Raw genomic sequence first — 26,391 nt, 5'->3', positions numbered from 1 at the left:
AATGATGCTTCTGGCGATCGACTGTGGCAACACCAATACCGTCTTCTCGATCTGGGACGGCTCGACATTCCTGTGCACGCTGCGCACGTCGACCCATCATGCACGCACGGCGGACGCCTATTTTACATGGTTCTCGACGCTGGTGAAGCATTACGGGATCGAGGCGGACATCACTGATGTCATCATCTCGTCGACGGTGCCGCGGGTGGTGTTCAACCTCCGGGTCTTTGCCGACAGGTTCTTCGGTTGCCGCCCGATGGTGGTGGGCAAGCCCGAATGCCTGTTGCCCCAGCCGCCGCGGGTCGATCCGGGGACGCAGGTGGGGCCGGACCGTCTGGTCAATACGGCCGGGGCCTATGACCGGCATGGCGGCGATCTGATCGTGGTGGATTTTGGCACGGCGACCACATTCGACGTGGTGGCCCATGACGGCGCCTATGTCGGGGGCGTGATTGCGCCCGGGGTCAACCTGAGCCTCGAGGCGCTGCACACGGCGGCGGCGGCGCTGCCGCATGTGGATGTGACGATGCCGCAAAAAGTCATTGGAACCAACACGGTAGAGTGCATGCAGTCGGGCGTGTTCTGGGGCTATGTGGGGCTTGTGACCGGTATCTGCGATCGCATCCGCGCGGAATATGAACGGCCCATGCGTATCATTGGGACAGGCGGGCTTGCGCCGCTGTTCGCGCAGGGCGAGATGCTGTTCGACAGCATAGAGGACGATCTGACAATGCACGGTCTGGCCGTGATTCACGACTACAACAAGAAAGCAGAGAACGCATGAGCAGTGAAAGACTGATCTACCTGCCCCTGGGGGGCGCGGGGGAAATCGGCATGAACGCCTATGTCTATGGCTATGGCAAACCCGGCAAGGAGCGGCTGATCCTGGTCGACCTCGGGGTGACCTTTCCCGACATGGACACGTCCCCCGGCGTGAACCTTATTTTTCCTGATATTCAATGGCTTGCAGAGCGTCGTGATCAGCTGGAGGCGATCTTTGTCACCCATGCGCACGAAGACCATGTGGGGGCCGTGTCGCATTACCACGAGCAGTTGGGCGCGCCGATCTATGCGCGGGCCTTCACGGCCAATATCGCGCGGCGCAAGATGGACGAGTTCGGCTATTCCGAAAAATCCGTCCGCACGGTGTCGCCCTGGCCCGAGATCACCGAGGCGGGGCCGTTCAAGGTCGGGTTCGTGCCGATTTCTCATTCGATTCCAGAGAGTTCCGGTCTGGTCATCGACACGCCCGCCGGACGTATCGTGCATTCCGGCGACTTCAAGATCGACGCCAACCCGGTGGTGGGCGAGCCTTTCGATCCCGAGCTTTGGGCCAGCCTGGCAGCGCCGGGCGTGAAGGCGCTGATGTGCGATTCCACCAATGTTTTCAATACACATGCGGGGCGTTCTGAAAGCACCCTGGCACCTGAAATCGGGGCGCTGATCAAGGGGGCCAAGGGCATGGTCGTGTCGACGACTTTTGCCAGCAACGTCGCGCGGGTCAAGACGCTGGCAGAGGCGGCGCATGGCGCTGGACGGTCTGTCTGTCTGTTGGGACGGGCGATGCGACGGATGATCGAGGCCGCGGTGGAAACGGGTGTTCTGACATCCTTTCCGAAAACCGTAAGCCCCGAAGAAGCAAAGGATATTCCGCGCGAGAACCTGATGTTGATCGTCACGGGCAGCCAGGGCGAGCGGCGCGCGGCGAGCGCGCAGCTGGCGCAGGGCAGCTATCTGGGCCTGAAGATGAAAGAGGGCGATACGTTCCTGTTCTCGTCCAAGACGATCCCCGGAAACGAGCGCGGCGTCATCAAAATCATGAACCAATTCAGTGAGTTGGGGGTTGAAGTTGTAGATGATTCCGGGGGGCTGTACCATGTGTCGGGCCATGCGAACCGGCCTGACCTGGAAGAGCTGCACAGATTGCTGAAACCCGAGGTCCTGGTGCCTATGCATGGCGAGCACCGGCATCTGCGAGAACACGTAAAACTGGCCAATTCCAAGAAGATACAGGGCGTTCTTGCGGTGAATGGCACGATGGTCGATCTGACCGGTGCGCGCGCCGAGGTCTGCGGCTATGTCGAGACCGGTCGCACCTATCTCGACGGCAGCGTCAAGATCGGGGCGCTGGACGGGATCGTGCGCGATCGTATCCGCATGGCGCTGAACGGGCATGTCACGGTCAATGTGATCCTGGACGAGACCGACGAAGCGCTTGGCGAACCCTGGTGTGAAATCAAGGGCTTACCAGAAGAAGGTAACAGCCGCGCGCCGCTGGTCGAGGTGCTGGAAGAGGACCTGAGCCAGTTCATGGGTCGTGCCGGACGCAAGACCCTGGCAGATGACGACAAGCTGGAAGACGGGCTGCGCAAGCTGACACGGCAATCGGCGCAGAACGAGATCGGCAAGCGCCCGGAAGTGACCGTCATCATCAGCCGCTTGAGCGACTAGGGCCGCGCAACCGAGCGTACAAAACGTCCGTTTTGTACGCCGGTTTCGTACCGAATTCCGCCCCATGCCGGGGAGGATTGTACAGAAACCCGCTCAGGCGGCTTCGGCGGCGTCGAGAAGTCCGCTGACGATGCGCCGGAGCCGCGCGGCAAGATCGGCCGGGGCGCGGCCGGCGAGTGCCGTGGCGAGCGTGTCGTAATACCAGAGCGTGCCGTCGCGCCCGGCGGTGAAACGCTCGAACACGGCAGGGCCGGTGGCGTGAAAATCCGCGAGGATCGACTCGGCATTGTGCAGCTTGTCGCAGCCGGTCACCAGGACCGCGTCATCCGATTTGGCGGCGATCGCGTCGATATAGCCGCGCTTGCGGGTGGTCCAGTCCGGGCGCGGCTCGGTGCCGTCGCAATCGGAGCATTCCTCGACGATACGCGCAACGCGCGCGCCGTAAACCTTTTCGAGCGACTCGCGGGTTTCGCCGGCATCCTCGATCGCATCATGCAGCAGACCGGCGATCGCCTGATCCTCGTCGCCGCCATGTTCAAGCACGAGGGCAGAGACCGCCATGAGATGCGAGATATAGGGCGTGGTCGTGCCCTTGCGGGTCTGGTTGCGGTGAAGCTGCGCGGCATGGCGCAGGGCGCCGCCGAAACGCGGAGTCAGCATGTGAATGCTCCTTTGTGATATGAAACGATGAAATCAACCCGCCACGACGCCGGTCATAGCAAAGCCATAACCGGTCGTTGCGGGGAATTTGACCTGGAGGGTGTCACGCCGCGCAAGGCAGCGCGTGACGGCGCGGGGGCAATCAGCCGGTGCGCCGGTCCTCGAAGCTGAGGGCGATGAAGCTGGGCATGTGGTCGCCCATGCCGACGACGGGCTTGCCGCCACGGTTGCTGTTCTGGCTGGCGCCACCGCGGTTGCCGGATTTGCCGCCGCGCGACTGCGCCGCGGGCTTCTCGGCTGCGGGTTTTTCGGCCGCGGGCTTTTCCGCGGGTTGCGATTCGGCCTCAACGGCGGGTTCGACGGCCTGAGGTGCCGGGGCGTCCTTCGGTTTTTTCGACGCGCGGCTGCGGCTGCGCGAGCGGCTGGCCGGCTTGTCGTCCGATTTGGCCTCGGGCGTGTCGGCTTCGGGCGTGGACGCGGTCTCGGGCGCGGCGCCGCCGCGCGCGGTGGGATCGGGAATGCGCGGCACGGGTTTCTGGATCAGGCGCTCGATATCCTCGAGGTTCTTTTCGTCGCGCGGGGCGCAGATCATCATCGTCTTGCCTTCACGGCCCGCGCGGCCGGTGCGCCCGATCCGGTGGACGTAATCCTCGGCGTGGCTGGGCACGTCGTAGTTCAGCACATGGCTGACCGAGGGCACATCGAGCCCGCGCGCGGCCACGTCCGAGGCGACGAGGATCTTGAGATCACCGGCGCGGAACCCGTCAAGCGTGCGGGTACGCTGGCTTTGATCGAGGTCGCCGTGGATGGGCGCGGCGTCATAGCCGTGTTTCTTGAGCGACTTGGCGACCACGTCCACATCGACCTTGCGATTGCAGAACACGATGGCGTTGGTGCATTTCTCGCCTTCGGCGTCGATCAGCGCGCGCAACAGGTTGCGCTTTTCGCTGTCGGCGCGCTCGCGGCGCGAGGGTTTGAACATCACCACGCCCTGTTCGATCGTTTCCGAGGCGGTGGCCTGACGGGCGACTTCGATACGTTCGGGGTTTTGCAGGAAGGTGTTGGTGATGCGCTCGATCTCGGGCGCCATGGTGGCCGAGAAGAAGAATGTCTGCCGGGTGAAGGGCGTGAGGCTGAAGATGCGTTCGATATCGGGGATGAACCCCATGTCGAGCATCCGGTCGGCCTCGTCGACGACCATGATCTGAACGCCGGTCAGCAAGAGCTTGCCGCGCTCGAAATGGTCCAGAAGGCGGCCGGGCGTGGCGATCAGGACGTCAACGCCCTTGTCGATCAGCTTGTCCTGCTCCTTGAAGCTGACACCGCCGATCAGCAGCGCCTTGGTCAGTTTCAGGTGCTTGGAATAGGTGTCGAAATTCTCGGCCACCTGGGCTGCGAGTTCACGCGTCGGGCAGAGCACGAGGCTGCGCGGCATGCGGGCGCGGGCACGGCCACGGGCCAGCAGCGAGAGCATCGGCAGCGTGAAGCTGGCGGTCTTGCCGGTGCCGGTCTGGGCGATGCCCAGGATGTCACGCCCGGCAAGGGCAGGGGGAATCGCGCCAGCCTGGATGGGTGTGGGCTCAGTGTAACCGGCCTCTTCGACAGCTTTGAGGACCTTGGGGTTCAGGTTCAGTTCGGAAAATTTTGTCATGTGTGTCCGTGGTTTGCGGACACTTGCCTGGCCCGCACGTCATATCAGGGTCGGGCCCGTCCGGCCCCGTGGATCGTCACATTTCTGACCCTGCGTTGCGTTTACCGGATGAATGGGGGGCGGGTCAATGGACCGGCGCGTTTCGTGGCCAATATGGATGCAGATATGGGGATTGTCGCCGATATAGCAACAGTCACGCGTGATCCGGGAAATGCCGGGCGCGTTTTGCATCGAGATCGAGCGCGATTTCGCGCAAGAGTCCTTCGGCGGCAAGGCGGGCGCGCAGATCGGGCGTGGCGGTGCAGACCTCGTGAAAGAACGCCGCAAGCGCGGCTTCGCCCCCTTCCGCTTCGAGCATCGAGAAAAGCGCGTTCATCGGCAGCGCCTCGCCCATCGCGCCGGGCGGGGGCTTGAGCCCCTCGCGGTACGAGCCCTGCGCCAGGCGGAAGCGATAGGCGCGCTGCCAGCTTGGCCAGTCGGGGGCGTGCAGGTGGCACAGCTCGACCGCGTCGAGATGCGCGGGGTCGGGGTCTTTTTCCTTGCCGCGAAAGGCGTTGTGGATGCGCAGGCCGGTATCGGGCAGGCCGGTGCGCACAAAGACCTTGCCCGCCACATGGCTGAGGAATCCGCCATTGAGATGCGCGCCGTAGGTGGGGTAGATGCGCGCGGTCTGGGCGCGGCGTTCACCGGCAAAGCGCGAACAGGCCTTGAACCAGGTGGCCCCCGGCGGAGGCGGGTCGTCGGGGTCGGGGGCCATCGCCTCGATCGGGCGGAAGCGCGCGCTCAGGGTCGTGTCGGGCAGGGCGGAAAGCTGTCCTTCCAGCGGCGCGGCGGGCCAGAGAAACTCGTCCACGTCGATATGCGCCAGCCAGTCCACCTGCGGGCGGCGGTTGAGGCAATGGGTGGCGTTGATCGACTGGCGCGGCTGGTGGGTTTCGGGGCGCTTGCCGCGGCGCTTCCAATAGGCGTCGTCGCACAGCGTGACGCGGCATTTGGGATGCGCCCTGAGCGCCGCCTCGGCCTCGGGATTGGGGGCATCGAGATAGATATGCAGGCGATGCGCGCCCAATTCCAGGTGATGGGCGGCGAAATTCAGGATATCGGCGGTCTCGGCCTTGATCGTGGCGACAAGGCCCCATCTGGGCTGGCTCATGCACGCAGAATGCGAAGTGGTGCGGGCTTGTGCAAGCGCCAAGTGCCGCGCCGCGCCCGTGCTTCATCTTGCAAGATACACTCCGGGGGAGTCGCGCCTTGGCGCGGCGGGGGCAGCGCCCCCTGACCCCGTGGCGGGATCAGACCATCATTTCCTTGGTCGCCTGCAGCGTCACGTCGGGATAGTCGCGCTCGATGCGGTCGATATCCCATTGCAGGCGCGTCAGATAAACGATGTCGCCGTCGTGATCATGGGCGATATGGGCCTTGTTCGCGGCGGTGAAGGCATCGACCTTGTCGCGCGGCCCAGTCACCCAGCGGGCCGAGGTGAACTGCGAGGCCTCGAAGCGCACCGGCAGGCCGTATTCCAATTCGATCCGGCTGCCCAGCACCTCGAATTGCAGCGCGCCGACGACGCCGACGATGAAGCCCGAGCCGAAGGCGGGTTTGAACACCTTCGCGGCACCTTCCTCGGCGAATTGCATCAGCGCCTTTTCCAGGTGCTTGGCCTTCATCGGGTCGCCCGCGCGGCAGGATTGCAGCAATTCGGGCGCGAAGGAGGGGATACCGGTGACGCGCAGGGCCTCGCCTTCAGTCAGGGTGTCGCCGATGCGCAGCTGGCCGTGATTGGGGATGCCGATGATGTCGCCCGCCCATGCCTCTTCGGCGAGTTCGCGATCCGAGGCGAGGAACAGCACCGGCGCCGAAATGGTCATCGGTTTCTTCGAGCGCACATGGGTCAGTTTCATGCCGCGCCGGAAATGGCCCGAGGCCATGCGCAGGAAGGCCACGCGGTCGCGGTGCTTGGGGTCCATGTTGGCCTGCACCTTGAAGACGAAGCCGGTGACCTTGTCCTCGTCGGGGGCGATCTGGCGGGGCAGGGCGGATTGGGGCTGTGGTTCGGGGCCGTAGGTGCCGATCCCTTCCATCAGTTCGCGCACCCCGAAGGAGTTGATCGCCGAGCCGAACCAGATCGGGGTCATATGCCCTTCCAGAACCGATTGCGGGTTGAGTTCGGGCAGCAATTCGCGCGCCATCTCAAGTTCTTCGCGCAGTTGTTCGACCAGTTCGGCGGGAACATGTTCGGCCAGCGCGGGATCGTCGAGCCCGTTGATCTTGATCGACTCGGCCACCTTGTTGCGGTCGGCACGGTCCATCAGCTCCAGCCGGTCATTGAGCATGTCATAGCAGCCGATGAAATCGCGCCCCTTGCCGATGGGCCAGCTGGCCGGGGTCACGTCGATCGCGAGGTTTTCCTGAATCTCGTCGATGATGTCGAAGGTGTCGCGGCTCTCGCGGTCCATCTTGTTGCAGAAGGTCAGGATCGGCAGATCGCGCAGGCGGCAGACCTCGAACAGTTTGCGGGTCTGGGATTCAACGCCCTTGGCGCCGTCGATCACCATCACCGCCGCATCCACGGCCGTCAATGTGCGGTAGGTGTCTTCGGAGAAATCCGAGTGGCCGGGTGTGTCCACGAGGTTGAAGCGGAACGTGCCGAAATCGAAGGACATGGCCGAGGCCGAGACCGAGATGCCGCGATCCTTTTCCATCTGCATGAAATCCGAGCGGGTGCGGCGCGCCTCGCCCTTGGCGCGGACCTGTCCGGCCATCTGGATGGCGCCGCCGTAAAGCAGGAACTTCTCGGTCAGGGTCGTCTTGCCCGCGTCCGGGTGCGAAATGATCGCAAAGGTACGGCGCCGCGCGATTTCGGACGGCAGATCGGGGCGGTTGGGGGTCACATCCAGCATGATGGCGCATATAGAGGCGCGCGCGGGGCGGTGCAACATGCCTGTGCGCGGCGGGCCGGGGCCATATGCAAGGGGTCAGCGCGTCGAGGCGCGGCGCAGGATCGCGGCGGCGTCGGGATGGTCGAGCAGTTTCTCGCTGACTTCGAAATCGAGATGCGCGCTGGAGCCGTGGCCCGAGAGCGACTGGGCCAGCGCCTCGCGCAGGTCTTCGGGCAGGGCGGGGCGGGTGCGGGTGTCGACCAGCAGCGTCTCGGCGGCGATGCCTTCGGCATAGATGATCTGGTGGTGATCGAAGAGGAGCTGAAAGTAATCGATGAAGCCGCCATCCTGGCGCTGGACGGAGTCGCCGTTCACGAGGTAGCGCGCGCGCACCAGCAATTCGGGCCGCCCGGCGCCAAGCGCGTCGGAGCGCTGGTAGATGAACAGCCGGTGATCGGGGCTGACGAGCAGGTCGTTTTCATTGTGCAGCGTGCCCGCCTTGATGCGGATCGGGGCGAATTCGCCGACGGCGCGCACCGTCGACTGGCCGATCCAGCGCACCTGCTGCGGGCCGTCGTCGCGGGTGAGGACCATGTCGCCGATGCGAAGCTGTTCGATCGGAGTCTGGATGCCCGAGGCCATCGTGATATGGGTGCCGCGCGAAAAGGCGACGCAGGCGACTTCGGCGAATTTGCGGCGGGCGTTCTCGCTGTCGATGCCGACCAGCGCATAATGGGTGCGCGGTTCGAGCGGCGCCAGCGGCAGAACATAGACATCGGTGGCGTGGCCGCCGGAATCGGTTTCGACGAGCACGAGGATCTCGGTGGTCTGGCCGGCGGTCGACATGAGCGTCACGACGCAATCTAGATGCAGTGCCGCGCCGGGCGTGCCGATGGAGGTTTCGGGCGCGATCGTGAAGGCACCGGAGTCGTCGGCCAGCACCGAAAGCCGGTGCCGGGTGGCGGACTTGTCGAGCTCGTAGGTGTCGTCGAGTTCGAGATCGCCCGCGAAGGAAATCGGATCGCCCAGATTCGCGCCATTGACCACCTTGAGATCGGTGGCGCGGAACACGGGCATGGATTGGGCGGGCTTCGAGGCGTCCTGAGTCATGATATGCGTCTTACTGGTCAAAGCGCGCGGGCACCAGACGGGATCGGAAGGATCGCCGGGGTTGCGCAAAACGGGATCGCGCCAGACTAGGCCTGCGGAGGGGCGTGGTCAACGGCGCTGGCATCTCCGGCGGCGCGGGTGCTATGCAAAGGGATATCGCGAAGAGGCATCAAAGGGAGGCCGAGAATGGATCTGGGTATCAAGGGCAAGCGCGCATTGGTCTGCGCATCCTCGAAGGGGCTGGGGCTGGGCTGTGCAAGGGCGTTGGCCGAAGCGGGCGCCGACCTGGTGATGAACGCGCGCGGCGCCGAGGCGCTGGAGGCGTCGGCACAGGCGATCCGCGACGATTTCGGCGTGAATGTCACGACGGTGGCCTGTGACGTCACCAGCGCCGAGGGGCAAGCCGAGCTGCTGAAGGCGGCGGGCGAGGTGGATATCCTGGTCAACAATGCGGGCGGGCCGCCGCCGGGCATGTGGACCGACTGGGAGCGCGAGGATTTCATCAAGGCGCTCGATGCCAACATGCTGACCCCGATCGCGCTGATCAAGGCGCTGGTGCCGGGGATGATGGAGCGCGGCTGGGGCCGGGTCGTGAATATCACCTCGCAATCGGTGAAGGCGCCGATCGCGGTGCTGGGCCTGTCGAATTCGGCGCGCGCGGGGCTGACCGGCTATGTCGCGGGCACGTCGCGCCAGGTGGCTGGCAAGGGCGTGACGATCAACAACCTCTTGCCCGGCATCCACGCCACCGACCGCGCCGAGGCGCTGGACAAGGGCGTTGCCGACAAGGAGGGCGTGTCGATGGATGAGGCCAAGGCGAAGCGCTGCGCCACCATCCCGGCGGGGCGCTATGGCACCAAGGAGGAGTTCGGCGCGGCCTGCGCGTTCCTGTGCAGCCAGCATGCGGGCTTCATCATCGGTCAGAACATCCTGCTGGATGGCGGCGGGGTCAACGCGACGCTTTAGGGGTCATCCGGCGGAACAGTCGGGGCCGGGAGGGGCTTTACAAGCCGGGCGAACTGTAGCTGGATCGGTGCGAGATCACCGACCGGGATACGTATCAATGGACCTTCATGTCTGGCTTGCATTCGCTTCGGCTTCGATTGCCCTTCTTCTCATTCCGGGGCCGACCGTTCTTCTGGTTCTGAGCTATGCGATCAGCCAGGGGCGGCGGGTCGCCCTGGCGACGGTCGCGGGTGTGGCATTGGGCGACCTCATTGCCATGTCCGCGTCGCTGGCCGGGCTGGGCGCCCTGGTGCTGGCGTCGGCCAGTCTTTTCCTTGTGCTGAAATGGGTGGGCGCGATCTACCTTGTCTATCTCGGTATCAAGCTGTTTCGCAGCGCGCCTGCCGCATCGCTGGGGGTTCTGGATGATGCGCCGGCAGCGACGCCCCGGAAGGTCTTTGCGCATTCCGCGGCGGTGACGGCGCTCAATCCCAAGTCGATCGTGTTCTTCATCGCCTTCGTCCCGCAGTTCATCGACACGAATGCGGCACTGGCCCCGCAATTCGGGGTGCTTGTCGCGACCTTTGTCGGCTTTGCGGCGATCAACGCGCTTGGCTATGCGATCCTGGCGGACAAGCTGCGCCAGAAGATCGCGCGCCCTCATGTGCTGCCGTTCCTGACCCGGCTTGGCGGCGGTGCCCTTGTGGCGATGGGAGTTGCGACCGCCGCGATCCGGCGCGCCTGACGCTCTGGTCCGCGCGCGGGTCGCTCGCGCCGCATCACGTTCGCGTGGAGAGGGGCGCGGCGGGCTGGTGCGCCAAGGGAAGGGCGGGCTATGGCTGAACGGGAATGATCCCGAGCAGGAATGGACCCCCCTGATGCACCCCCTTGCCCTGATGGCCGTGTTCGGCCTTGTGATCCTTGCCAGTCTTGCGGTCGCGCCGCGCCGCGCCAGTGTGGCGGGGTTCTTTGGCGGGGCCGATGCAGAGGGGCGTGCGCCGGGGCTTTGGGTGCTGGTGCTGAGCCAGGTGACCACATGGATCTTCGCGCGTTCGCTGATGAACGCCGCGATCCTCGGATATTTCTACGGGATCTGGGGCGTGCTGGCCTATGCGGGATATTACGGGTCTTTCCTGACCGGCGGGCTGATCGTGGACCGGCTGCGCGCAGGCGGGGCGGGATCGGTGCAGGACTGGCTGGTGGCGCGGTTCGGCGCGGCGGGTGTGGGGTGTTACAACCTTGTCGTCGCGCTCAGGCTGCTGTCGGAGGTCTTTGCCAACCTGCTGGTGGTGGGGCTGATATTCGGCGCGGTGCTGCCGGGGATGGCGGGCGCGGACGCGGCGGCGATCCTGGTGGTGGCAGTTCTGGGCCTTGGCTATAGCGCCTGGGGCGGGCTCAGTGCATCGCTGCGCACGGATGTGTTGCAGATGCTGGTGTTCCTTGCGGTCTTCGCCGCCGCCTTTGTAGCGCTTGTGGCCAGTCCCGGTTTCGATCCCGGTGCGGTGCTGAGCGCGCCGGGCACCAGCGGGTCCTGGAAAGGGCAGGTGTTGCTGCTGGTGGCGTTCCTGCAGGTGTTCTCTTATCCGGCGCATGACCCGGTGATGATGGATCGCGGGTTCATCGCGGATCGGGCGGTGACGCGGGCAGCGTTTCGACATGCGTTCTGGATTTCGACCCTGTGCATCATCGCCTTCGGTCTTTTCGGCGTGCAGGCGGGTCTGCTGGGGGCGGACTATGAGGGAGAGCTTTTGGGCACATGGGCGGGGATGTTTCCGCCGTGGCTGTTCGGGGCGTTGATGGTGTCGCTGCTGATCAGCGCGCTCAGCACGCTTGATTCAGCGCTGGCGTCGGCGGCGCGGCTGGTGGTGGACGAGCTGCACCTGGCGCCGCGCAGCCTGGCCGGGGGGCGGCTGGCGATGGTGGTGTTCATGGCGCTGGGGACGGTGCTGACGCTTTGGGGCAACCAGACGCTGTTCGATGCGGTGGCGGTGAGCGGCACCGCCAGCATGTTCCTGACGCCGGTTCTGGTGGTGGGGTTGTTCATGGGGCGGCCGGTGGCGCGCTGGGCCTATGGCGCAAGTTTCGCCGCGGCGATGCTGGGGGCGCTTGGCTATTTTGCGCGCGACACGGCGCTGATGCAGGCGATCCTGCCGGAGGGGCACAAATACGAGCAGCTTCTGGTGATCTGCGTCGCGGTCCTGGTCGTCGGGTTCGCGGCGGTCCTGTCCGGCATGGCGCGCCGCGCATGACGGGCGCGACCAGCGCCGACGTCAGGGTTTGAGCGCGCGCAGGGGGCGGCCATCGGGCAGGGCGATATTGGCGACCTGCTCGGAGATGGGATCGTTCGACAGGGGATGCAGCTGCGCGCTGTATTCGCTGCTGTCGCGCTTCTTTTCCCAGCCGCCGTTCACATAGACCTCGAGCCCGGAAAACGCGGCCTTGTAACCCATCTTGGCGCTGCCGGGCACCCAATAGCCCAGGTAAACATGCGGCAGGCGGTTTTCGCGGGCGATCTCGATATGGTCGAGAATGATATAGGTGCCGAGGGAATCGCGCGGGCGGTCGGGGTCGTAGAAGGAATAGACCATGCTGACCCCGTCATCGAGAACGTCCGTGAGGCAGACCGCCACCAGATCGCCGGTCTCGCAATCGGTATATTCGACCACGCGGGTGCGGATCGGGGTTTCCTCGATCATGGCGGCGAATTCGAACGTGTCCATGTCCGCCATGCCGCCATCGGCGTGGCGGTGTTCGAGATAGCGGCGAAACAGAGCGTATTGTTCCTCGGTCGCCCAGGGTGAGGTGGCGCGGCGTTCAAGCCCCGCATTGCGCTTGAGCGTCTTGCGCTGGCTGCGGGTCATCGTGAAATCGTCGATATTGATCCGTGCCGAGAGACAGGCCGAGCATTCGGCGCAGGCAGGGCGGTACAGCACGTTCTGCGAGCGGCGAAAGCCCTGTTTGGAGAGGCTGTCATTGAGCCGTTGCGCGCCTTCGCCCTGAAGGGCGGTGAACAGCTTGCGCTCTTTTCTGCCGTCAAGATAGGGGCAGCTTTGCGGGGCCGTCACATAGAACTGGGGCGCAATGGGCAGCGTGTGGCGCATGAAGGAAGGACCGTCTTGTCTTTGTCGCGCTCAGCGTAGCAATCTTGAGCGGGCGCGCCAAGTGCTCAATGCCTGCGCCGTCAGGTCATGGCGCGGCGGTTCAGGGCGACGGTGCCAAGCACATGATCGCTGAGTCCCTGGGCGCGTTCGGTGGTGAGCATGAGCACGATCGAGATCACCTGAAGCAGCGGCATACCGATGGAGACCGTGTAGCCAAGCGTGTGCAGGAACGCCATCGTGAGGTCGAAGCGCTGGCCATCGAGGCGGCGGAACTCGATCGCCACCAGCCGCATCCCCCAGGTGGCCGAGCCGCGCGCGATGGTGGCGACGCGGTAGGCAAAGCCCACGACCAGCATGAGGAACGGAAAGAAGAACAGCCCGGTAAAGGCGGTGAAGGGCAGGATCAGAAGGCAGATCAGCACGATCAGCACCGTATCGACCAGCCAGGCGAGAAGCCTCTTGGAGGTGACATCAGCGTAGAACTCGGGCTGCGTGACCGGGTCGGGGATATGCCAGCTATATTCGCTCATGATACCCTGCATACAGGATTGCGCCCGGTCCGGGAAACCCCCGGTCCGGGCAGGATGTGGCGATCAGGCGCCGCTGCGCGCGGCAGAGTCGGACTCTGCGTCGGTGTCGCGGCTGTCGCCGGACTGGGCGGCGGCGCGGGCGCGGTCCTGCATGAACTCGTCGAACTCGGCCTTGTCACGGGCGTCGCGCAGGCGCTGGAGGAAGGATTCGAAATCTGCCTGCTCCTGTTCGAGCCGCGCGATCATGTCCGCGCGGTAGGCGTCGAAGGCGGAGTTGCCGGTGCCGCGCCCGACCCGCATCGCGCGGTGGCCACGGTTCATGCGATTGGATTTGCATCCCATTTTTCCACTCCAGATCATGTAGGCGAGAAGGGCCAGGCCGACCGGCCATACCAGGACGAAGCCAAGGACCATTGCGATGATCCAGGCGGGTTTCCCCTTGTCGTCAAGCCAGGCTTCGGCGCTGGCGAGCCACCCGAGCGGGCCACGCCCGGCGGTGTAGGAGGAAGAGGTGGCAGTGCTCATTGAAGACGTCCCTTTCGGTTCGGGTTGGGTTGATGTGAATGTCTTTCACATTGCCAAGATCGGGATTGCCGGACGGTTCCGCAAGGGGTGATGTAAAAGATTTTTACATTATTTCGCGCACCGCCCCGGTATCCGGCGCTTAACTGCCCGGAATGGCGCGAAAAATGCCGGTCGGCATCACATCGGCATCCTGTCGGTACGGCGTCGGTGCGGGTGGCGGTGGCGCGGAGGTGAGAGGCCGTCAGCCGGTAAACGCGGCCTCTTGCGCGCCGGAGATGCGCAGGAGAAGCGCGGGCGCGATGGGGAAGACGTGGCGCGGGGTGCCTGCTGCGGCCCAGATCGTATCGAAGGCGAGGAGGGCGGGATCGAAGAAGGCGCGCGGCGGCGTGAGGTGGCCGACGGGCGCGACCCCGCCGATGGCAAAGCCGGTCTGCGCGCGGATCAGCGCGGCGTCGGCCTTGCCGAGGCGTTCGCCCGCAAGGGTCGAGGCGCTGTCGGCATCGACCTGGTTGCCGCCCGCGGTGATGAACAGGATCGCCTCGCCCGACATTTCGCCGCGAAAGATGATGGATTTGGCGATCTGGTCGATGGTGCAGCCGACAAGATCGGCGGCCATCTGTGCGGTGGTGGCCTGACCGACTTCGACGGGTGCGCTGTCACAGCCGGCCTCGATGAGGGCGCGGCGGACACGGGCGAGACTTTTGCTCATGGCGACTCCTGTTGTTCGATGATCGCACTATTTCAACCGCGTCGGGCATTGACCAGACCCCAGCCCTCGGTATCAGTGGGATCATGGATTTCTCGTCACGCATCACCCGCCTGCCGCGCGCCTATGACCCCGAGCAGGGGCAGGACGCGCGCGCAATGTTCCCGACCCTGAGCGATGATCTGGCCGATCTGGTGGAGGGGGCGGCGGGATGCAGCCCCTATCTCAAGACGCTGGCGGAAAAGGAGCGCGACTGGTTGCCAGGCGCTTTGGAGGCGCCGGAGGCGGCGCTGGAGGCGCTGGAAGGTGAGTTGCGCGAGACCGCGCCCGAGGCGCTGGCGGATGCCCTGCGGCAGGGCAAGCGGCGGGTGGCGCTGTTGATCGGGCTGGCGGACCTGGCGGGGGTGTGGCCGCTGGAAGAGGTGACCGGGCGGCTGACGGATTTCGCCGATCTGGCCTGCGATCTGGCGATGAAGGCCTGCGTGGGAGCCGAGATCCGGCGCGGCAAGCTGCCGGGAAAATCAGCCGAGGATCTGGACAGGGCGGGCGGCATGGTGGCGCTGGCGATGGGCAAGATGGGGGCGGGTGAGCTGAATTACAGCTCGGATATCGACCTGATCTGCCTGTTCGACGAGACCCAGTTCGATGAAAGCGAGTATCACGAGGCGCGGGCCTCGTTTGTGCGCGCGACCCGCAAGATGGCGGCGATGCTGAATGATCGCACCGCCGAGGGCTATGTGTTCCGCACCGATCTGCGGCTGCGCCCCGATCCCAGCGTCACGCCGGTTTGCCTCGCGATGGCGGCGGCGGAGACCTATTACGAGAGCCTTGGGCGCACATGGGAGCGCGCGGCCTATGTGAAGGCGCGCCCCTGTGCGGGCGACCTGGAGGCGGGGGAGAAGTTTCTCGAGGTTCTGCGCCCCTTCGTGTGGCGCAAGCATCTGGATTTCGCCGCGATCGAGGACGCCCACAACATGCGGCTGCGCATCCGCGAGCACAAGGGGCTGGGCGGTGCGCTGACGTTGCCGGGGCATAACATGAAGCTGGGGCGCGGAGGCATCCGCGAGATCGAGTTCTTTACCCAGACCCAGCAGATCATCGCCGGGGGGCGCGACCCGGACCTGCGCGTGCGTGGGACGGTCGAGGGGCTGGCGCGGTTGGCGGACAAGGGATGGGTGCCGCAGGATGTGGCCGAAGTGCTGACGGCGCATTACCGGTTCCATCGCGAGGTCGAGCACCGGTTGCAGATGCTGCGCGATGCGCAGACCCATGACCTGCCGGGGTCGGAGGATGAGTTCGACCGGCTCGCGGCCTTCATGGGGCTGGAGACAGGGGCGCTCAAATCCGAGCTGCTGGAGCGGCTGAACGAGGTTCACCGGCTGATCGAGGGGTTCTTTGCGCCCGAGGACCAAGAGGGCGCGGGCGATGCGCCCGACATCGGCGAATTGCCCTTTGACGAGGAGATCATCGCGCGCTGGCCGGGTTATCCGGCGTTGCGATCGGGGCGGGCGGTCGAGATATTCAAGCGGCTGAAGCCCGATATCCTGTCGCGGCTTGCGCGCACGGCGCAGCCGAACGAGGCGCTTCTGGCCTTTGACGGCTTCCTTGCCGGGCTGCCGGCCGGGGTGCAGGTGTTTTCGCTTTTCGAGGCCAATCCGCAGCTGGTCGACCTGCTGGTCGATATCGCGGGCACGTCGCCCAAGCTGGCGGCGCATCTGTCGCGCAATGCTGGGGTGTTCGATGCGGTCATCGCCGGGGATTTCTTTGCCGAATGGCCGGGGCGCGGGGCGCTTGAGGCATCGCTGAGCGAGCGCATCGCACGCGAGGACGATTACGAACGCAAGCTGGACAGTGCCCGGCGCTGGATGAAGGAATGGCATTTCCGCATCGGTGTGCATCATCTGCGCGGTCTTGTGAGTGCAGATGGCGCGGGCGCACAATATGCCGACCTGGCGGGCGCGGTGATCGGGGTCTTGTGGCCGGTGGTGATGGCGCAGTTCGCGCAGAAACACGGGGACGCACCGGGGCGCGGTGCGGTGGTTCTGGGCATGGGGTCGCTGGGGGCCGAGCGGCTGAACGCGGAATCCGACCTCGACCTGATCGTGATCTATGACGCGGACGGGGTCGAGGGATCCGAGGGCAAGCGGCCGTTGGCGACGCGGCCCTATTACGCGCGCCTCACGCAGGCGATGATCACGGCGCTCAGCGCGCCGATGGCCGAGGGCAAGCTATACGAGGTCGATATGCGGCTGCGCCCGTCGGGTCATCAGGGGCCGGTGGCGGCCAGTTTCCAGTCATTCCGGGATTACCAGCGCAACGATGCCTGGGTCTGGGAACATCTTGCGCTGACACGGGCAAGGGTGATCGCGGGGCCCGAGGCGCTGGCGAATGACGTGGAGGCGTTCCGAGCCGAGATCCTGGCCGAGAAGGGCGCGCGCGACAAGGTGATCCCCGAAGTGGCGGCGATGCGCGCCCGCGTCGCCGAAGCCAAGCCGCAGGACGGCCCCTGGGATGCCAAGCTGGGGCGCGGGCGCCTGCAGGAGATCGAACTGATGGCGCAGGCGGGCAGCCTGATGGCGGGCGAGACGCGGCGCTCTCTGGAGGCGGGATTGGCGGCCTGTGTCGCAATCGGCTGGCTGGATGACGCTGCAGGAGAGGCGCTGGAGCGCGCGGCGCGGCTTTGCTGGAACCTGTTGCAGGCCGCCAAGCTGCTGAGCGACAGGCCGCTCGATCCCGAGCGGATCGGCGAGGGCGGGCTTCAGTTCGTGCTGCGCGAGACCGGGCATGAGAGGATGGCCGAGCTGCGCGCCGATCTCGATGCGGCGGCGGAGGCGGCGGGTGCGGCGATTGATGCGGGTCTTGGCACCCCGCAGGGAGAGGAATGAGATGGAACGCGACCCGCTGGATTCCAAGGGCCTCATTCGAGAGGCCTATCGCATAGACGGGATAGAAAGCCCCGAATGCCGCTCGATCTTTCTGGATTGGGCGCTTTCGCTGCCGGACGATCAGGACCAGAACGCAGCGATCACGCGGCTGCTGGGGCAATATGGCGCTGACAATCCGGACCATCCGATGACGCAGGTCCTGCGCGAGGGTCTGGAAGCGGGTGAAAGCCCGCGCCGCCGCGGTGGCTGGCGCGCGCGCCAGCGCGACTGAGGGGGGCAGGCGCCCCGCCAGCGCCGCCGATCAACCACGGTAAAGCACCGGATTGGTCAAGAATGGGCCTCAATTCAGATGAATAATCCATCGAAATCAACATGGGTCGAAGGCTCAGGAGGAAGAGATGGTTACTATTCGCATGTTCACGGTGCTTCTGCTGGGGCTGGTCGTTTCCGGCTGTGGTGCCTCTGAAATCTCGATGCGCAATGCGTCGCTCCATCCCGGTGGTGTGGAGGCGATGCCGGAGCCGGCAGCGGTGCCGCGTTCGGTGGATGTACGCAATATCCGGGTGTCGGTGCCTGCGGAACTGAAGGTTTCGGAAGCCAACATGTACCTGCCCGCCGGGGATATCGTCTGGCGCGAGGACCCGCTTGGCGATCGTCATGCGCAGGTGAAGGCGATTTTCGAGACAGCCATGCAGCGTGGCGTCGATGCATTGCCGCACGGGCAGGTGCCGGTCGATCTGAATATCGAGGTGACGCGGTTCCACGCCCTGTCGGAAAAGGCGCGCTATACTGTCGGGGGGCGCCATACGCTGCATTTCGTCATGCAGCTGAGCGATCCCGAGACCGGTGCGCCCTATGGGCCGCCGCGCGCGATCAAGGCCAATCTCAAGGCGCTGGGCGGTCAGACCGCGCTGGAGGCCGAGAGCAAGGGCATCACCCAGAAGGTGCGGATCACCGAGCATCTGGCGCAGGTCATCGGCGAGGAACTGGCCGGACAGGCCAGCCAGACGACGGCGGCGCGCGGGCTCTTCGGGATCAAGACGCGACTCTGATCTTTTCGCGGCGCGACAAAGGGCTTAAGGGGATGGCATGAAGCTGTCCCCTTATCCCGTTATCCGCCTCAGACCCAAGGGCCAGGCCCGCACCGTGCGCCACGGGTTTCCTTGGGTTTATGACAATGAGCTGGTCACCGACCGGCGCACCCGCAAGCTGACGCCCGGCAGTATCGCGATCCTGGAGGATGGCGAGCGCCAGCCGATGGCGCTGGTCGCGGTGAACCCGGAGTCGCGTATCATGGCCCGCGTGCTGGATCGCGATTGCGGTGCTGTGATCGGGGCCGACTGGCTGCGCGCCCGCATTGAGCGCGCCCAGGCGCTGCGCGCGCGGCTTTACGATGCGCCCTATTATCGGCTGGTCCATGCCGAGGCGGATGGCCTGCCGGGTGTCGTGATCGACAGGTTCGGCGATACGGCGGTGATCCAGCCCAATGCGGCCTGGGCCGAGCTGTTGCTGGAGGAACTGGCCGAGGCGCTGGTCGATGTCACGGGTGTGCGCAATGTGCTGAAGAACGCGGGCGGACGGGCGCGGGCGCTGGAGGGTCTCGACGACGCAAGCGCGGTGTTGCGCGGCGACATGCCCGGCGCGCCGGTGGATGTGCCGATGAACGGCGCCATCTACAAGGCGGACCTCGAGGGCGGGCAGAAGACCGGCCTGTTCTATGACCAGCGCCCCAACCACGCCTTTGGCGCGCGTCTGGCGAAGGGCGCGCGGGTGCTCGACGTCTTTTCTCATGTGGGGGGCTTTTCGCTGGCGGCGCTGGCGGAAGGCGCGACGAGCGCGCTGGCGGTAGACGGATCGGCCCCGGCGCTGGCGCTGGCCGAGGCGGGGGCGTGCGCAAGCGGTGTTGAGGCGTCTTTCGCCACACGCCGTGGCGATGCGTTCGACGTGCTGGGCGAATTGGCGCAAGAGGGCGCGCGCTTTGATCTGGTGATCTGCGATCCGCCGGCCTTCGCGCCGTCGAAAAAGGCGCTGGAGGCGGGGCTCAGGGCCTATGAGCGGGTGGCGCGGATGGCCGCGCCGCTGGTGGCCGAGGGCGGGTTCCTGGGGCTTTGTTCCTGTTCGCATGCGGTCGATCTGCAGAAGTTCCGCACCGCCAGCCTGCGCGGGATCGGCCGGGCGGGGCGCGAGGGCGCCTTGATCCATACCGGCTTTGCGGGGCCGGACCATCCGCTGCATCCGCACCTGGCCGAGAGCGGTTATCTCAAGGCGCTGTTCTTTCGGCTGTGATGAAGGTCGTTCTGGATACCTGCGTGATCTATCCCACGGTGATGCGGCAGATGTTGCTGGGGGTGGCGGCGCGTGGGGTGTTCACGCCGCTCTGGTCGGCGCGCATCATCGGCGAATGGCTGCGCGCGGCCGAGAAGCTGGGGCGCGAGGGCGTCGCGCAGGCCCATGCCGAGGCGGCGCTGCTGGACGCGGCCTGGCCGGAGGCGGAGGTGACTTACCCGGCGGCGCTCGAGGCGCGCCTCTGGTTGCCCGATGCGGCGGATATCCATGTGCTTGCGGCGGCGATTGCCGGGTCGGCGGACATGATCGTGACGCTGAATGTGAAGGACTTCCCGCGCAACATACTGGCCGAAGAGGGCGTGAGCCGCGCCGATCCGGATGGTTTCCTGCACGGTATCTGGCGGGCGCAGCCCGACCTGGTGCAGGCGGTGGCCGATGAGGTGCTGGACGAGGCGAACCGTCTGTCGGGGCGCATATGGGAGATGCGGGCGCTGTTGAAGAAGGCGCGGCTGCCGCGCGTCGCCAAGGCGGTCAGCGGCGGCTGAACCCTGCGCGAGCGGGATGGGGGCGCTGCCCCCGTCGCGCGATGCGCGACTCCCCCGGGATATTTGAGAACAGAAGAAGGCTGGGAGATCAGCCCTTGAGCGCCCAGCGGGATTCGAGTTTCTCGATGGCGGCGATGCGTTCGTCGGTCTTGGGGTGGCTCATGAGCCAGGCGGGCGCGGCGCCGGAGCGGGCCTGGGTAAGGGCCTCGAGCTTGCGAAAGAGGGATTTCTGCGCCTCGGTGCCGATCCCGGCCTTGGTGAGGAGGGCCGCGGCGTATTCATCGGCCTCGTATTCGTCGCCGCGCGAAAGACGGGCGGCCAGGAGCGAGGTGAGCGCATTGGCGATCCAGATGCCGATACCGGGCAGGAAGCGCGACAGGATCATCGCGAGCGCCGTGCGCAAGGCGTTTTGCCCGGAGAAGTCGATCATGCGGCGGCGGCTGTGGCCGAGCGCGACATGGCCGAGCTCATGCGCGATGACGCTGGCGAGTTCGCCGTCGGTGACTTCGCCCTGCTGGAACTTGCGGTAAAAGCCGCGGGTGATGAAGATGCGCCCGTCGGGCGCGGCGAGGCCGTTCACGGGGTCGATCTCGTAGATGTTGACGCGGATGCGGGGCAGGTCGAGCGCCGCCGCCAGCCGGTCTGTCATCGCCTTGAGGCGGGGATCGGCCAGTTCGGTGGAATGCGCGTCCAGCTCGCGCCGGGTGCGCCAGACCGAGAAGCGATACATGACGAAGGCGTAGAGCACCGCGAGAAGGATGGGCGTGAAACGGATCATTCAGGATATATGGGGCAGGGCGCGCGCCGGGGCAAGCGCGCATCAGCCAGAGCAGCTGGCCCCGCCGAGCACGCAGAACTTGGCGCAATGGGGGTGGTTGAGGGCGACGTCGGATTCGGCCTCGGTCAGGGTTTCGCCCATCTCGAATTCGGGCGCGTAGGGCAGCAGCGTGCAGGAGAGCACCGCCGGGCGCGCCGCGCCGCGCCGTTTCACCACCATGCGCGAGGAGGCGCACATCACATCGTCGGGGGATTTGCCGAGGATGTCCCAGCAGGCGGTGGTGATTTCGGGCACTTCGACGGATTCGTCCATTTCCGGGAAGATCACGGTCTGCGCCGGGTCGTCGGCGTCGATCAGGAAACCATGTTCGGCGTAAAGGCGGCGATAGCCCGCGCGGGCCTCGGCATCGGTTTCGCCCCAGGTGCTGCGCCCGGCGACGGTCATGCGCAACCCGGTGTCGCGCAGCCATGCCATGCCCTCGAGCGTGCGCGCGAACGCGCCCTCGCCGCGTTCGGCATCGTGATATTGCTGCGACCAGTGGTCGAGCGAGATGCGCAGGGTGAGGCTGTCGCGCCAGGTGGCGGCAAGGTCGGCGAGGCCGCGCTGAACATGGGGGCGCATCATCGGGCGCATGGCGTTGGTGAGGATCAGCACCTCGAAACCTCGTTCGAGCGCGGTGCGGGCCATGGCGATCATCTCGGGGTTCATGAAGGGTTCGCCGCCGGTGAAGCCGATTTCGCGCACCGGCCAGCGGCGGGTTTCGAGCTGGTCGAGGAAATCACGCATCTCGGCTTCGGTGATATAGACCAGACGGTCGTTGAGCGGGGAGCTTTCGATATAGCAGTTGGCGCAGGTGATGTTGCACAGCGTGCCGGTGTTGAACCAGAGCGTCTCGGGGCGCGACAGGGGCACCGTGGCACGGGGCTGCCCATCGGCGGTGATGGCAGGGTCGCGGAATTTCCCGGCATTGGCCGGTGGGGTGCTGGCATCCATGACGTGACCGTCCTCGATTAGTGACCAGGACAGGGCTAACCCGGTGAGGCTGCGAAAGAAACCGCTTGGGGGCGGTTTGACGCCATTGTGAAGTTGAACCCGCATGGTAGAGTTGGGCAGAGCAGGAAGGCCGCCGGGGATGCCGGGGGCTGCGAGCATCACATCGGTCATGCCGCGTTGCGGCAGGAGGGTTCACATGGTTTCGCGCGTCATCCCGGTCGAGCCGTTCGATCTGGTCGTGTTCGGCGGCACCGGCGATCTGGCGCGGCGCAAGATCCTGCCGGCGCTCTATCGCCGCTTCCTGGCCGGACAGATGGGCGAGACTTCGCGGGTGATCGGCGCGGCGCGCAGCGTGATGGACGCGGCGGGCTATCGCGATTTCGTGCGCGCGGCGATCGACGAGTTCGACCCGGTGTCGGCGGGGGACGAGGGCGCGCTGGCGGCGTTTCTTGAGCGGTTGAGCTATGTCGCGGTGGATGCGACGGGCGACACCGGCTGGGACAGGCTGGCGGGAGAGGTCGGCAGCGGGCGCATCAGGGCGTTCTATTTCTCGGTCGGGCCGCGTCTTTTCGGGGCGCTGGCGGAGCGGCTGCATGAATACGGGATGGCCGACAGCGACAGCCGGATCGTGGTGGAGAAACCCTTTGGCCGCGATCTGGCCAGTGCGCGCGAGTTGAACCGGGTGCTGGCGCAGCATTTCCACGAGCACCAGATCTATCGGATCGATCATTACCTGGGCAAGGAGACGGTGCAGAACCTGATGGCGGTGCGCTTTGGCAACATGCTGTTCGAGCCCTTGTGGAACAGCCAGTATGTCGATCACATCCAGATCACCGTGGCCGAAAGCGTCGGGGTCGGCGGGCGCGGCGATTATTACGACCGGGCCGGTGCGATGCGCGACATGATGCAGAATCATCTGATGCAGCTGTTGTGCCTGATCGCGATGGAACCGCCCGCGAAGTTCGATCCGGATGCGGTGCGTGACGAGAAGCTCAAGGTGATCCGGGCGCTGGACCCTGTGGCGCCGGACAACGTGGTGCGCGGGCAATACGAGGCGGATGGCGACAAGCCCGATTATCGCGCGCAGGTCGGCGACCCGGAGAGCACCACGGAGAGCTTTGTCGCCCTCAAGGCGCATGTGAGCAACTGGCGCTGGGCGGGGACGCCGTTTTACCTGCGCACCGGCAAGCGCCTGAAGGATCGCGCCAGCGAGATTGCCGTGGTGTTCAAGGAAACGCCGCATTCGATCTTTGGCGAGGATGCGGGGCGGCACCGCAATATCCTGACCATCCGCCTGCAGCCCAATGAGGGGATCGAGCTGGGCGTGACCATCAAGGAACCGGGTCCGGGGGGCATGCGTTTGGTCGATGTGCCGCTTGACATGACATTCGCCGAGGCGCTTGGCCCGGACAGCGCGGATTTCCCCGATGCTTATGAGCGGCTGATCATGGATGTGATCCGGGGCAATCAGACGCTGTTCATGCGCGGCGACGAGGTTGAGGCGGCATGGGCCTGGACCGATCCGATCATCGAGGGATGGGAAGAGCGGGGCGATGCGCCGAAGCCCTATGATTCAGGAAGTGCCGGGCCGGATGATGCGCTGATGCTGATGCATCGCGACGGGCGGCGCTGGCGGGAGATAAAGCCATGAAATTGCTGGAATATGCCGACGAAGAGATGCTGACCATCGACCTTGCCAATACGCTGGCGGGGGAGTTGCGCGCGGCGCTGGTGCATGAGGATCGGGTGTTGTTCGTGGTGCCGGGGGGCACGACGCCGGGGCCGATCTTTGACGCGCTGTGCGATTCCAACCTCGATTGGTCGCGGGTCGATGTGATGCTGAGCGACGAGCGTTGGGTGCCGGAGGTGCATGTGCGCTCGAACACGCGGCTGATCCGCGAGCGCCTGCTGGTGGGTCGCGCGGCGGCGGCGCGTTTCCTGCCGCTCTATGCGAAGGCCGAGAGCCCCGAGGCGGTCCTGGCCGAGCTGGAATCCAACATCTACCCGCGGCTGCCGATCTCGGTTCTGTTGCTGGGGATGGGCGAGGACATGCATACGGCCTCGATCTTTCCCAAGGGCGACAACCTTGAGCTGGCGCTGGCGCCGGATGCGCCGGTGCTGGTGGCGATGCGCGCGCCCGGCCTGCCCGAGCCGCGCATCACGCTGTCGGCGCGGGTGCTGGACGCGGCGATGTCGAAGCACATGGTGATCACCGGCAAGGCCAAGCGCAACGCGCTGGACCGCGCGCAGAGCAGCAGCCGTGAACAGGCGCCGGTGCGCGCGGTGCTGGAGGACATGGTGGTGCATTGGGCCGCATGAAGGGGCAGGGATGTTCGACAGGCTGAAGAGATTGGCGGGCGATCCCGCAAGGCAGGAGATCGCGGCGCTGTTCGCGCACGACCCCGAACGCGCGGCGACGTTTTCGGTCACGCATGACGGGATGCTGTTTGATTATTCCAAGACGCGGATCGACGCGGAGGCGCGCGCGGCGCTGGTGGATCTGGCCGAAAGCCATGAGGTTGCCGCGCGGCGCGATGCGATGTTCGCCGGGCAGGCGATCAACGAGACCGAGGGGCGCGCGGTCTTGCATACGGCCTTGCGCAATCTTGCCGGCGATCCCGTGCTGATCGAGGGGCGCGACGTGATGCCCGGCGTGCTGGAGACGCTGGCGCGGATGGAGGATTTCGCCGACGCCGTGCGCGGGGGGCGGTTCACCGGGCAGGACGGCGCGATCACCGACGTGGTCAATATCGGGATCGGCGGCTCGCATCTGGGGCCGGAGATGGCGACGCGGGCGCTTTCGCCCTGTCATGACGGGCCGCGCTGTCATTTCGTCTCGAACGTGGACGGGGCGGATATTCATGATACGCTGAAGGGGCTCGATCCGGCGCGCACGCTGGTGATCGTGGCCTCGAAATCATTCACCACGGCCGAGACCATGACCAATGCCGCCACCGCGCGGGAGTGGATGGCGCAGAGCGTCGCGGACCCGGCGGCGCAGTTCGTGGCGGTGTCGAGCGCGCTTGAGCGGACCGGCGCCTTTGGCATCCCGCCCGAGCGGGTGTTCGGCTTCGAGGATTGGGTCGGGGGGCGCTATTCGCTGTGGGGGCCGATCGGACTGCCGTTGATGATCGCCATCGGCCCTGCGGATTTTCGGGCGTTCCTGGGCGGCGGCGCCGATATGGACGCGCATTTCCGCGATGCGCCGCTGGATGTGAACATGCCGGTGCTGCTGGCGCTTTGCGGGATCTGGCATCATCAGGTCTGCGGGTATCCCACGCGCGCGGTGCTGCCTTACGATCAGCGGCTGGCGCGGCTGCCTGCCTATCTTCAACAGCTTGAAATGGAGAGCAACGGCAAGCGCGTGACCATGGCAGGCGCGCCGCTGGAGAATGGCAGCGGGCCGGTGGTCTGGGGTGAGCCGGGGACCAACGGTCAGCACGCGTTCTACCAGCTGATCCACCAGGGCACGCAGGTGGTGCCGTGTGAATTCATGCTGGCGGCGACCGGGCATGAGCCGCACCTGGCGCATCATCAGCGGATGCTGGTGGCCAATTGCCTGGCGCAGTCCGAGGCGTTGATGCGCGGGCGTCCGATGGCGGAGGCGCGGGAGATGATGCGCGCGGCCGGGGCCACGGGCAAGGAACTGGAGCGGCTGGCGGCGCATCGGGTGTTTCCCGGCAACCGGCCGTCGACGACGCTGCTCTATGACAGGCTGACGCCACGGCGGCTGGGCCAGATCATCGCGCTTTACGAGCACCGGGTGTTCGTCGAGGGCGTGGTTCTGGGGATCAACTCGTTCGATCAATGGGGGGTCGAACTGGGCAAGGCGCTGGCCAGCGAGATCGAACCGATTCTGGCCGGTGAGGCGGATGGCGCCGAGAAGGACGGATCGACCCGCGCGCTCATTGCGCAGGTGAAGGCATCGGGCGGCTGAAACCCGGCCCGCGCGGGGGATATGCGGCGAGGATACGAACAGTCGTACGCCGCGCGCGCGGACCGGGTCGCGCCCGCCGGACGCCGGAGCAGGGCGAGGGGCGCGACATGCAAAAAACACGCCCCTGCACCCGAACGAGGCTCCGGCGCCCGATGACGGGCTGCCGGAAGTCACGCAGATGCAGCGGCGAAAGTTTCAGGCGGACGCGAAGTTTTTCGCGCCGGGGTCTGGTCTCAGTTGGCCTGCGGCACGCAGGTTACGGCCGAGGTGTCGAGATCCTGGACCGGGTCGCCGGGGGCGCATTCTTCACCAGTGACGGGATAATGATCCTCGTCGGCGCAGGCGGTCAGAAGAAAGGCTGCGGCGATGAGGGTGAGAAGCACCTTGAAGATATCTGTCATGAGAACGG

The 26,391-nt window shown here is 65.8% G+C and carries 25 protein-coding genes; 13 read left to right on the top strand and 12 right to left on the bottom strand.

All coding sequences use genetic code 11. The features are described 5' to 3' along the window. The first annotated feature begins 4 nt into the window (after positions 1-4). Both ROH8110_RS11355 and ROH8110_RS11350 read left to right on the top strand, forming a co-directional pair. Positions 5-784 (top strand): type III pantothenate kinase, encoded by a 780-nt coding sequence (locus ROH8110_RS11355; RefSeq protein WP_085818467.1) that lies wholly within the window; start codon positions 5-7, stop codon positions 782-784. Further along, entirely contained in the window at positions 781-2,451 is a 1,671-nt protein-coding gene (locus tag ROH8110_RS11350) for a ribonuclease J (protein ID WP_085817923.1), read from the top strand. The genes ROH8110_RS11355 and ROH8110_RS11350 overlap by 4 nt, the downstream gene beginning before the upstream one ends. A 93-nt stretch (positions 2,452-2,544) precedes the next feature. On the opposite strand, the gene ROH8110_RS11345 is transcribed toward ROH8110_RS11350, so the two are convergent. From ROH8110_RS11345 to ROH8110_RS11325, 5 genes are all read right to left on the bottom strand, one after another. Further along, on the bottom strand, positions 2,545-3,111 hold the full coding sequence (locus ROH8110_RS11345) for an HD domain-containing protein (RefSeq protein WP_085817922.1): 567 nt from the start codon (positions 3,109-3,111) through the stop codon (positions 2,545-2,547). 142 nt (positions 3,112-3,253) lie between these two features. After that, positions 3,254-4,762 (bottom strand): DEAD/DEAH box helicase, encoded by a 1,509-nt coding sequence (locus tag ROH8110_RS11340; protein WP_085817921.1) that lies wholly within the window; start codon positions 4,760-4,762, stop codon positions 3,254-3,256. Positions 4,763-4,955: 193 nt separating this feature from the next. Then, complete coding sequence (locus ROH8110_RS11335; protein WP_085817920.1) at positions 4,956-5,915, bottom strand: glycosyltransferase family 2 protein; 960 nt, start codon at positions 5,913-5,915, stop codon at positions 4,956-4,958. A gap of 139 nt (positions 5,916-6,054) precedes the next feature. Then, a complete protein-coding gene (locus tag ROH8110_RS11330; RefSeq protein WP_085818466.1) occupies positions 6,055-7,662 on the bottom strand; it encodes a peptide chain release factor 3 in 1,608 nt (535 codons plus the stop codon). A gap of 75 nt (positions 7,663-7,737) precedes the next feature. Next, a complete protein-coding gene (locus ROH8110_RS11325) occupies positions 7,738-8,751 on the bottom strand; it encodes a Hint domain-containing protein (RefSeq protein ID WP_085817919.1) in 1,014 nt (337 codons plus the stop codon). A 186-nt stretch (positions 8,752-8,937) separates the two neighbouring features. Here ROH8110_RS11325 and ROH8110_RS11320 point away from each other — a divergent pair, with 186 nt between their 5' ends. The 3 genes from ROH8110_RS11320 (at position 8,938) to ROH8110_RS11310 (ending at position 11,945) form a co-directional block, all read left to right on the top strand. Beyond that, entirely contained in the window at positions 8,938-9,717 is a 780-nt protein-coding gene (locus tag ROH8110_RS11320) for an SDR family oxidoreductase (RefSeq protein WP_085817918.1), read from the top strand. 97 nt (positions 9,718-9,814) lie between these two features. Next, positions 9,815-10,441, top strand: coding sequence for a LysE family translocator (locus tag ROH8110_RS11315; RefSeq protein WP_085817917.1), 627 nt, complete (start codon positions 9,815-9,817; stop codon positions 10,439-10,441). 133 nt (positions 10,442-10,574) lie between these two features. Further along, positions 10,575-11,945, top strand: coding sequence for an SLC5/6 family protein (locus tag ROH8110_RS11310; RefSeq protein WP_085818465.1), 1,371 nt, complete (start codon positions 10,575-10,577; stop codon positions 11,943-11,945). A 21-nt stretch (positions 11,946-11,966) separates the two neighbouring features. Here the strand turns inward: ROH8110_RS11310 and ROH8110_RS11305 are convergent, their stop codons facing one another. The 4 genes from ROH8110_RS11305 to ROH8110_RS11290 all read right to left on the bottom strand — a co-directional run bounded on the left by ROH8110_RS11305 (position 11,967) and on the right by ROH8110_RS11290 (position 14,561). Continuing rightward, positions 11,967-12,797, bottom strand: coding sequence for an arginyltransferase (locus ROH8110_RS11305; protein WP_085817916.1), 831 nt, complete (start codon positions 12,795-12,797; stop codon positions 11,967-11,969). Between the two features lie 80 nt (positions 12,798-12,877). Continuing rightward, a complete protein-coding gene (locus ROH8110_RS11300; protein WP_085818464.1) occupies positions 12,878-13,327 on the bottom strand; it encodes an RDD family protein in 450 nt (149 codons plus the stop codon). Positions 13,328-13,390: 63 nt separating this feature from the next. Next, positions 13,391-13,852: a DUF2852 domain-containing protein gene (locus tag ROH8110_RS11295; protein ID WP_085817915.1), complete on the bottom strand. Its 462-nt coding sequence runs from the start codon at positions 13,850-13,852 to the stop codon at positions 13,391-13,393. Between the two features lie 241 nt (positions 13,853-14,093). Continuing rightward, on the bottom strand, positions 14,094-14,561 hold the full coding sequence (locus ROH8110_RS11290; RefSeq protein WP_085817914.1) for a YbaK/EbsC family protein: 468 nt from the start codon (positions 14,559-14,561) through the stop codon (positions 14,094-14,096). A gap of 83 nt (positions 14,562-14,644) precedes the next feature. Between ROH8110_RS11290 and ROH8110_RS11285 the strand changes: the two genes are divergently transcribed. The 5 genes from ROH8110_RS11285 (at position 14,645) to ROH8110_RS11265 (ending at position 20,274) form a co-directional block, all read left to right on the top strand. Next, positions 14,645-17,443 carry a bifunctional [glutamine synthetase] adenylyltransferase/[glutamine synthetase]-adenylyl-L-tyrosine phosphorylase gene (locus ROH8110_RS11285; protein WP_085817913.1) on the top strand — a complete coding sequence of 933 codons (2,799 nt, stop codon included), beginning with the start codon at positions 14,645-14,647 and terminating at the stop codon, positions 17,441-17,443. Position 17,444: 1 nt separating this feature from the next. Next, positions 17,445-17,714 carry a hypothetical protein gene (locus ROH8110_RS11280; protein ID WP_085817912.1) on the top strand — a complete coding sequence of 90 codons (270 nt, stop codon included), beginning with the start codon at positions 17,445-17,447 and terminating at the stop codon, positions 17,712-17,714. A gap of 127 nt (positions 17,715-17,841) precedes the next feature. Further along, a complete protein-coding gene (locus ROH8110_RS11275) occupies positions 17,842-18,495 on the top strand; it encodes a DUF6778 family protein (protein ID WP_245962839.1) in 654 nt (217 codons plus the stop codon). A gap of 37 nt (positions 18,496-18,532) precedes the next feature. Beyond that, the gene (locus ROH8110_RS11270; RefSeq protein WP_085817910.1) at positions 18,533-19,729 is read left to right on the top strand and encodes an RSP_2647 family RNA methyltransferase; all 1,197 of its coding nucleotides are present in this window, start codon (positions 18,533-18,535) and stop codon (positions 19,727-19,729) included. Next, entirely contained in the window at positions 19,729-20,274 is a 546-nt protein-coding gene (locus ROH8110_RS11265; protein WP_085817909.1) for an RSP_2648 family PIN domain-containing protein, read from the top strand. The genes ROH8110_RS11270 and ROH8110_RS11265 overlap by 1 nt, the downstream gene beginning before the upstream one ends. 88 nt (positions 20,275-20,362) lie before the next feature. Here ROH8110_RS11265 and ROH8110_RS11260 read toward each other — a convergent pair whose 3' ends face one another. Together ROH8110_RS11260 and ROH8110_RS11255 are read right to left on the bottom strand one after the other, a co-directional pair. Next, a complete protein-coding gene (locus tag ROH8110_RS11260) occupies positions 20,363-21,052 on the bottom strand; it encodes a M48 family metallopeptidase (RefSeq protein ID WP_085817908.1) in 690 nt (229 codons plus the stop codon). Between the two features lie 42 nt (positions 21,053-21,094). Continuing rightward, complete coding sequence (locus ROH8110_RS11255; RefSeq protein ID WP_085817907.1) at positions 21,095-22,045, bottom strand: radical SAM protein; 951 nt, start codon at positions 22,043-22,045, stop codon at positions 21,095-21,097. A 196-nt stretch (positions 22,046-22,241) separates the two neighbouring features. On the opposite strand from ROH8110_RS11255, the gene zwf reads away from it, so the two are divergent. From zwf to pgi, 3 genes are read left to right on the top strand one after another with little or no spacing between them, the layout of a single operon-like run. Then, entirely contained in the window at positions 22,242-23,696 is a 1,455-nt protein-coding gene (gene zwf / locus ROH8110_RS11250) for a glucose-6-phosphate dehydrogenase (protein ID WP_085817906.1), read from the top strand. Then, positions 23,693-24,364 (top strand): 6-phosphogluconolactonase, encoded by a 672-nt coding sequence (gene pgl, locus ROH8110_RS11245; RefSeq protein WP_085817905.1) that lies wholly within the window; start codon positions 23,693-23,695, stop codon positions 24,362-24,364. The genes zwf and pgl overlap by 4 nt, the downstream gene beginning before the upstream one ends. 10 nt (positions 24,365-24,374) lie before the next feature. Further along, positions 24,375-25,982 (top strand): glucose-6-phosphate isomerase, encoded by a 1,608-nt coding sequence (gene pgi, locus ROH8110_RS11240; RefSeq protein WP_085817904.1) that lies wholly within the window; start codon positions 24,375-24,377, stop codon positions 25,980-25,982. 233 nt (positions 25,983-26,215) lie between these two features. Here the strand turns inward: pgi and ROH8110_RS18700 are convergent, their stop codons facing one another. Further along, positions 26,216-26,383 (bottom strand): hypothetical protein, encoded by a 168-nt coding sequence (locus ROH8110_RS18700; RefSeq protein WP_170156503.1) that lies wholly within the window; start codon positions 26,381-26,383, stop codon positions 26,216-26,218. Positions 26,384-26,391: the final 8 nt, after the last annotated feature.

It is taken from the genome of Roseovarius halotolerans (assembly GCF_900172255.1).
Lineage (GTDB): Bacteria > Pseudomonadota > Alphaproteobacteria > Rhodobacterales > Rhodobacteraceae > Roseovarius > Roseovarius halotolerans.
The sequence above is the reverse complement of the archived record's forward strand: the minus strand, read 5'-3'. Positions and strand labels throughout refer to the sequence as shown.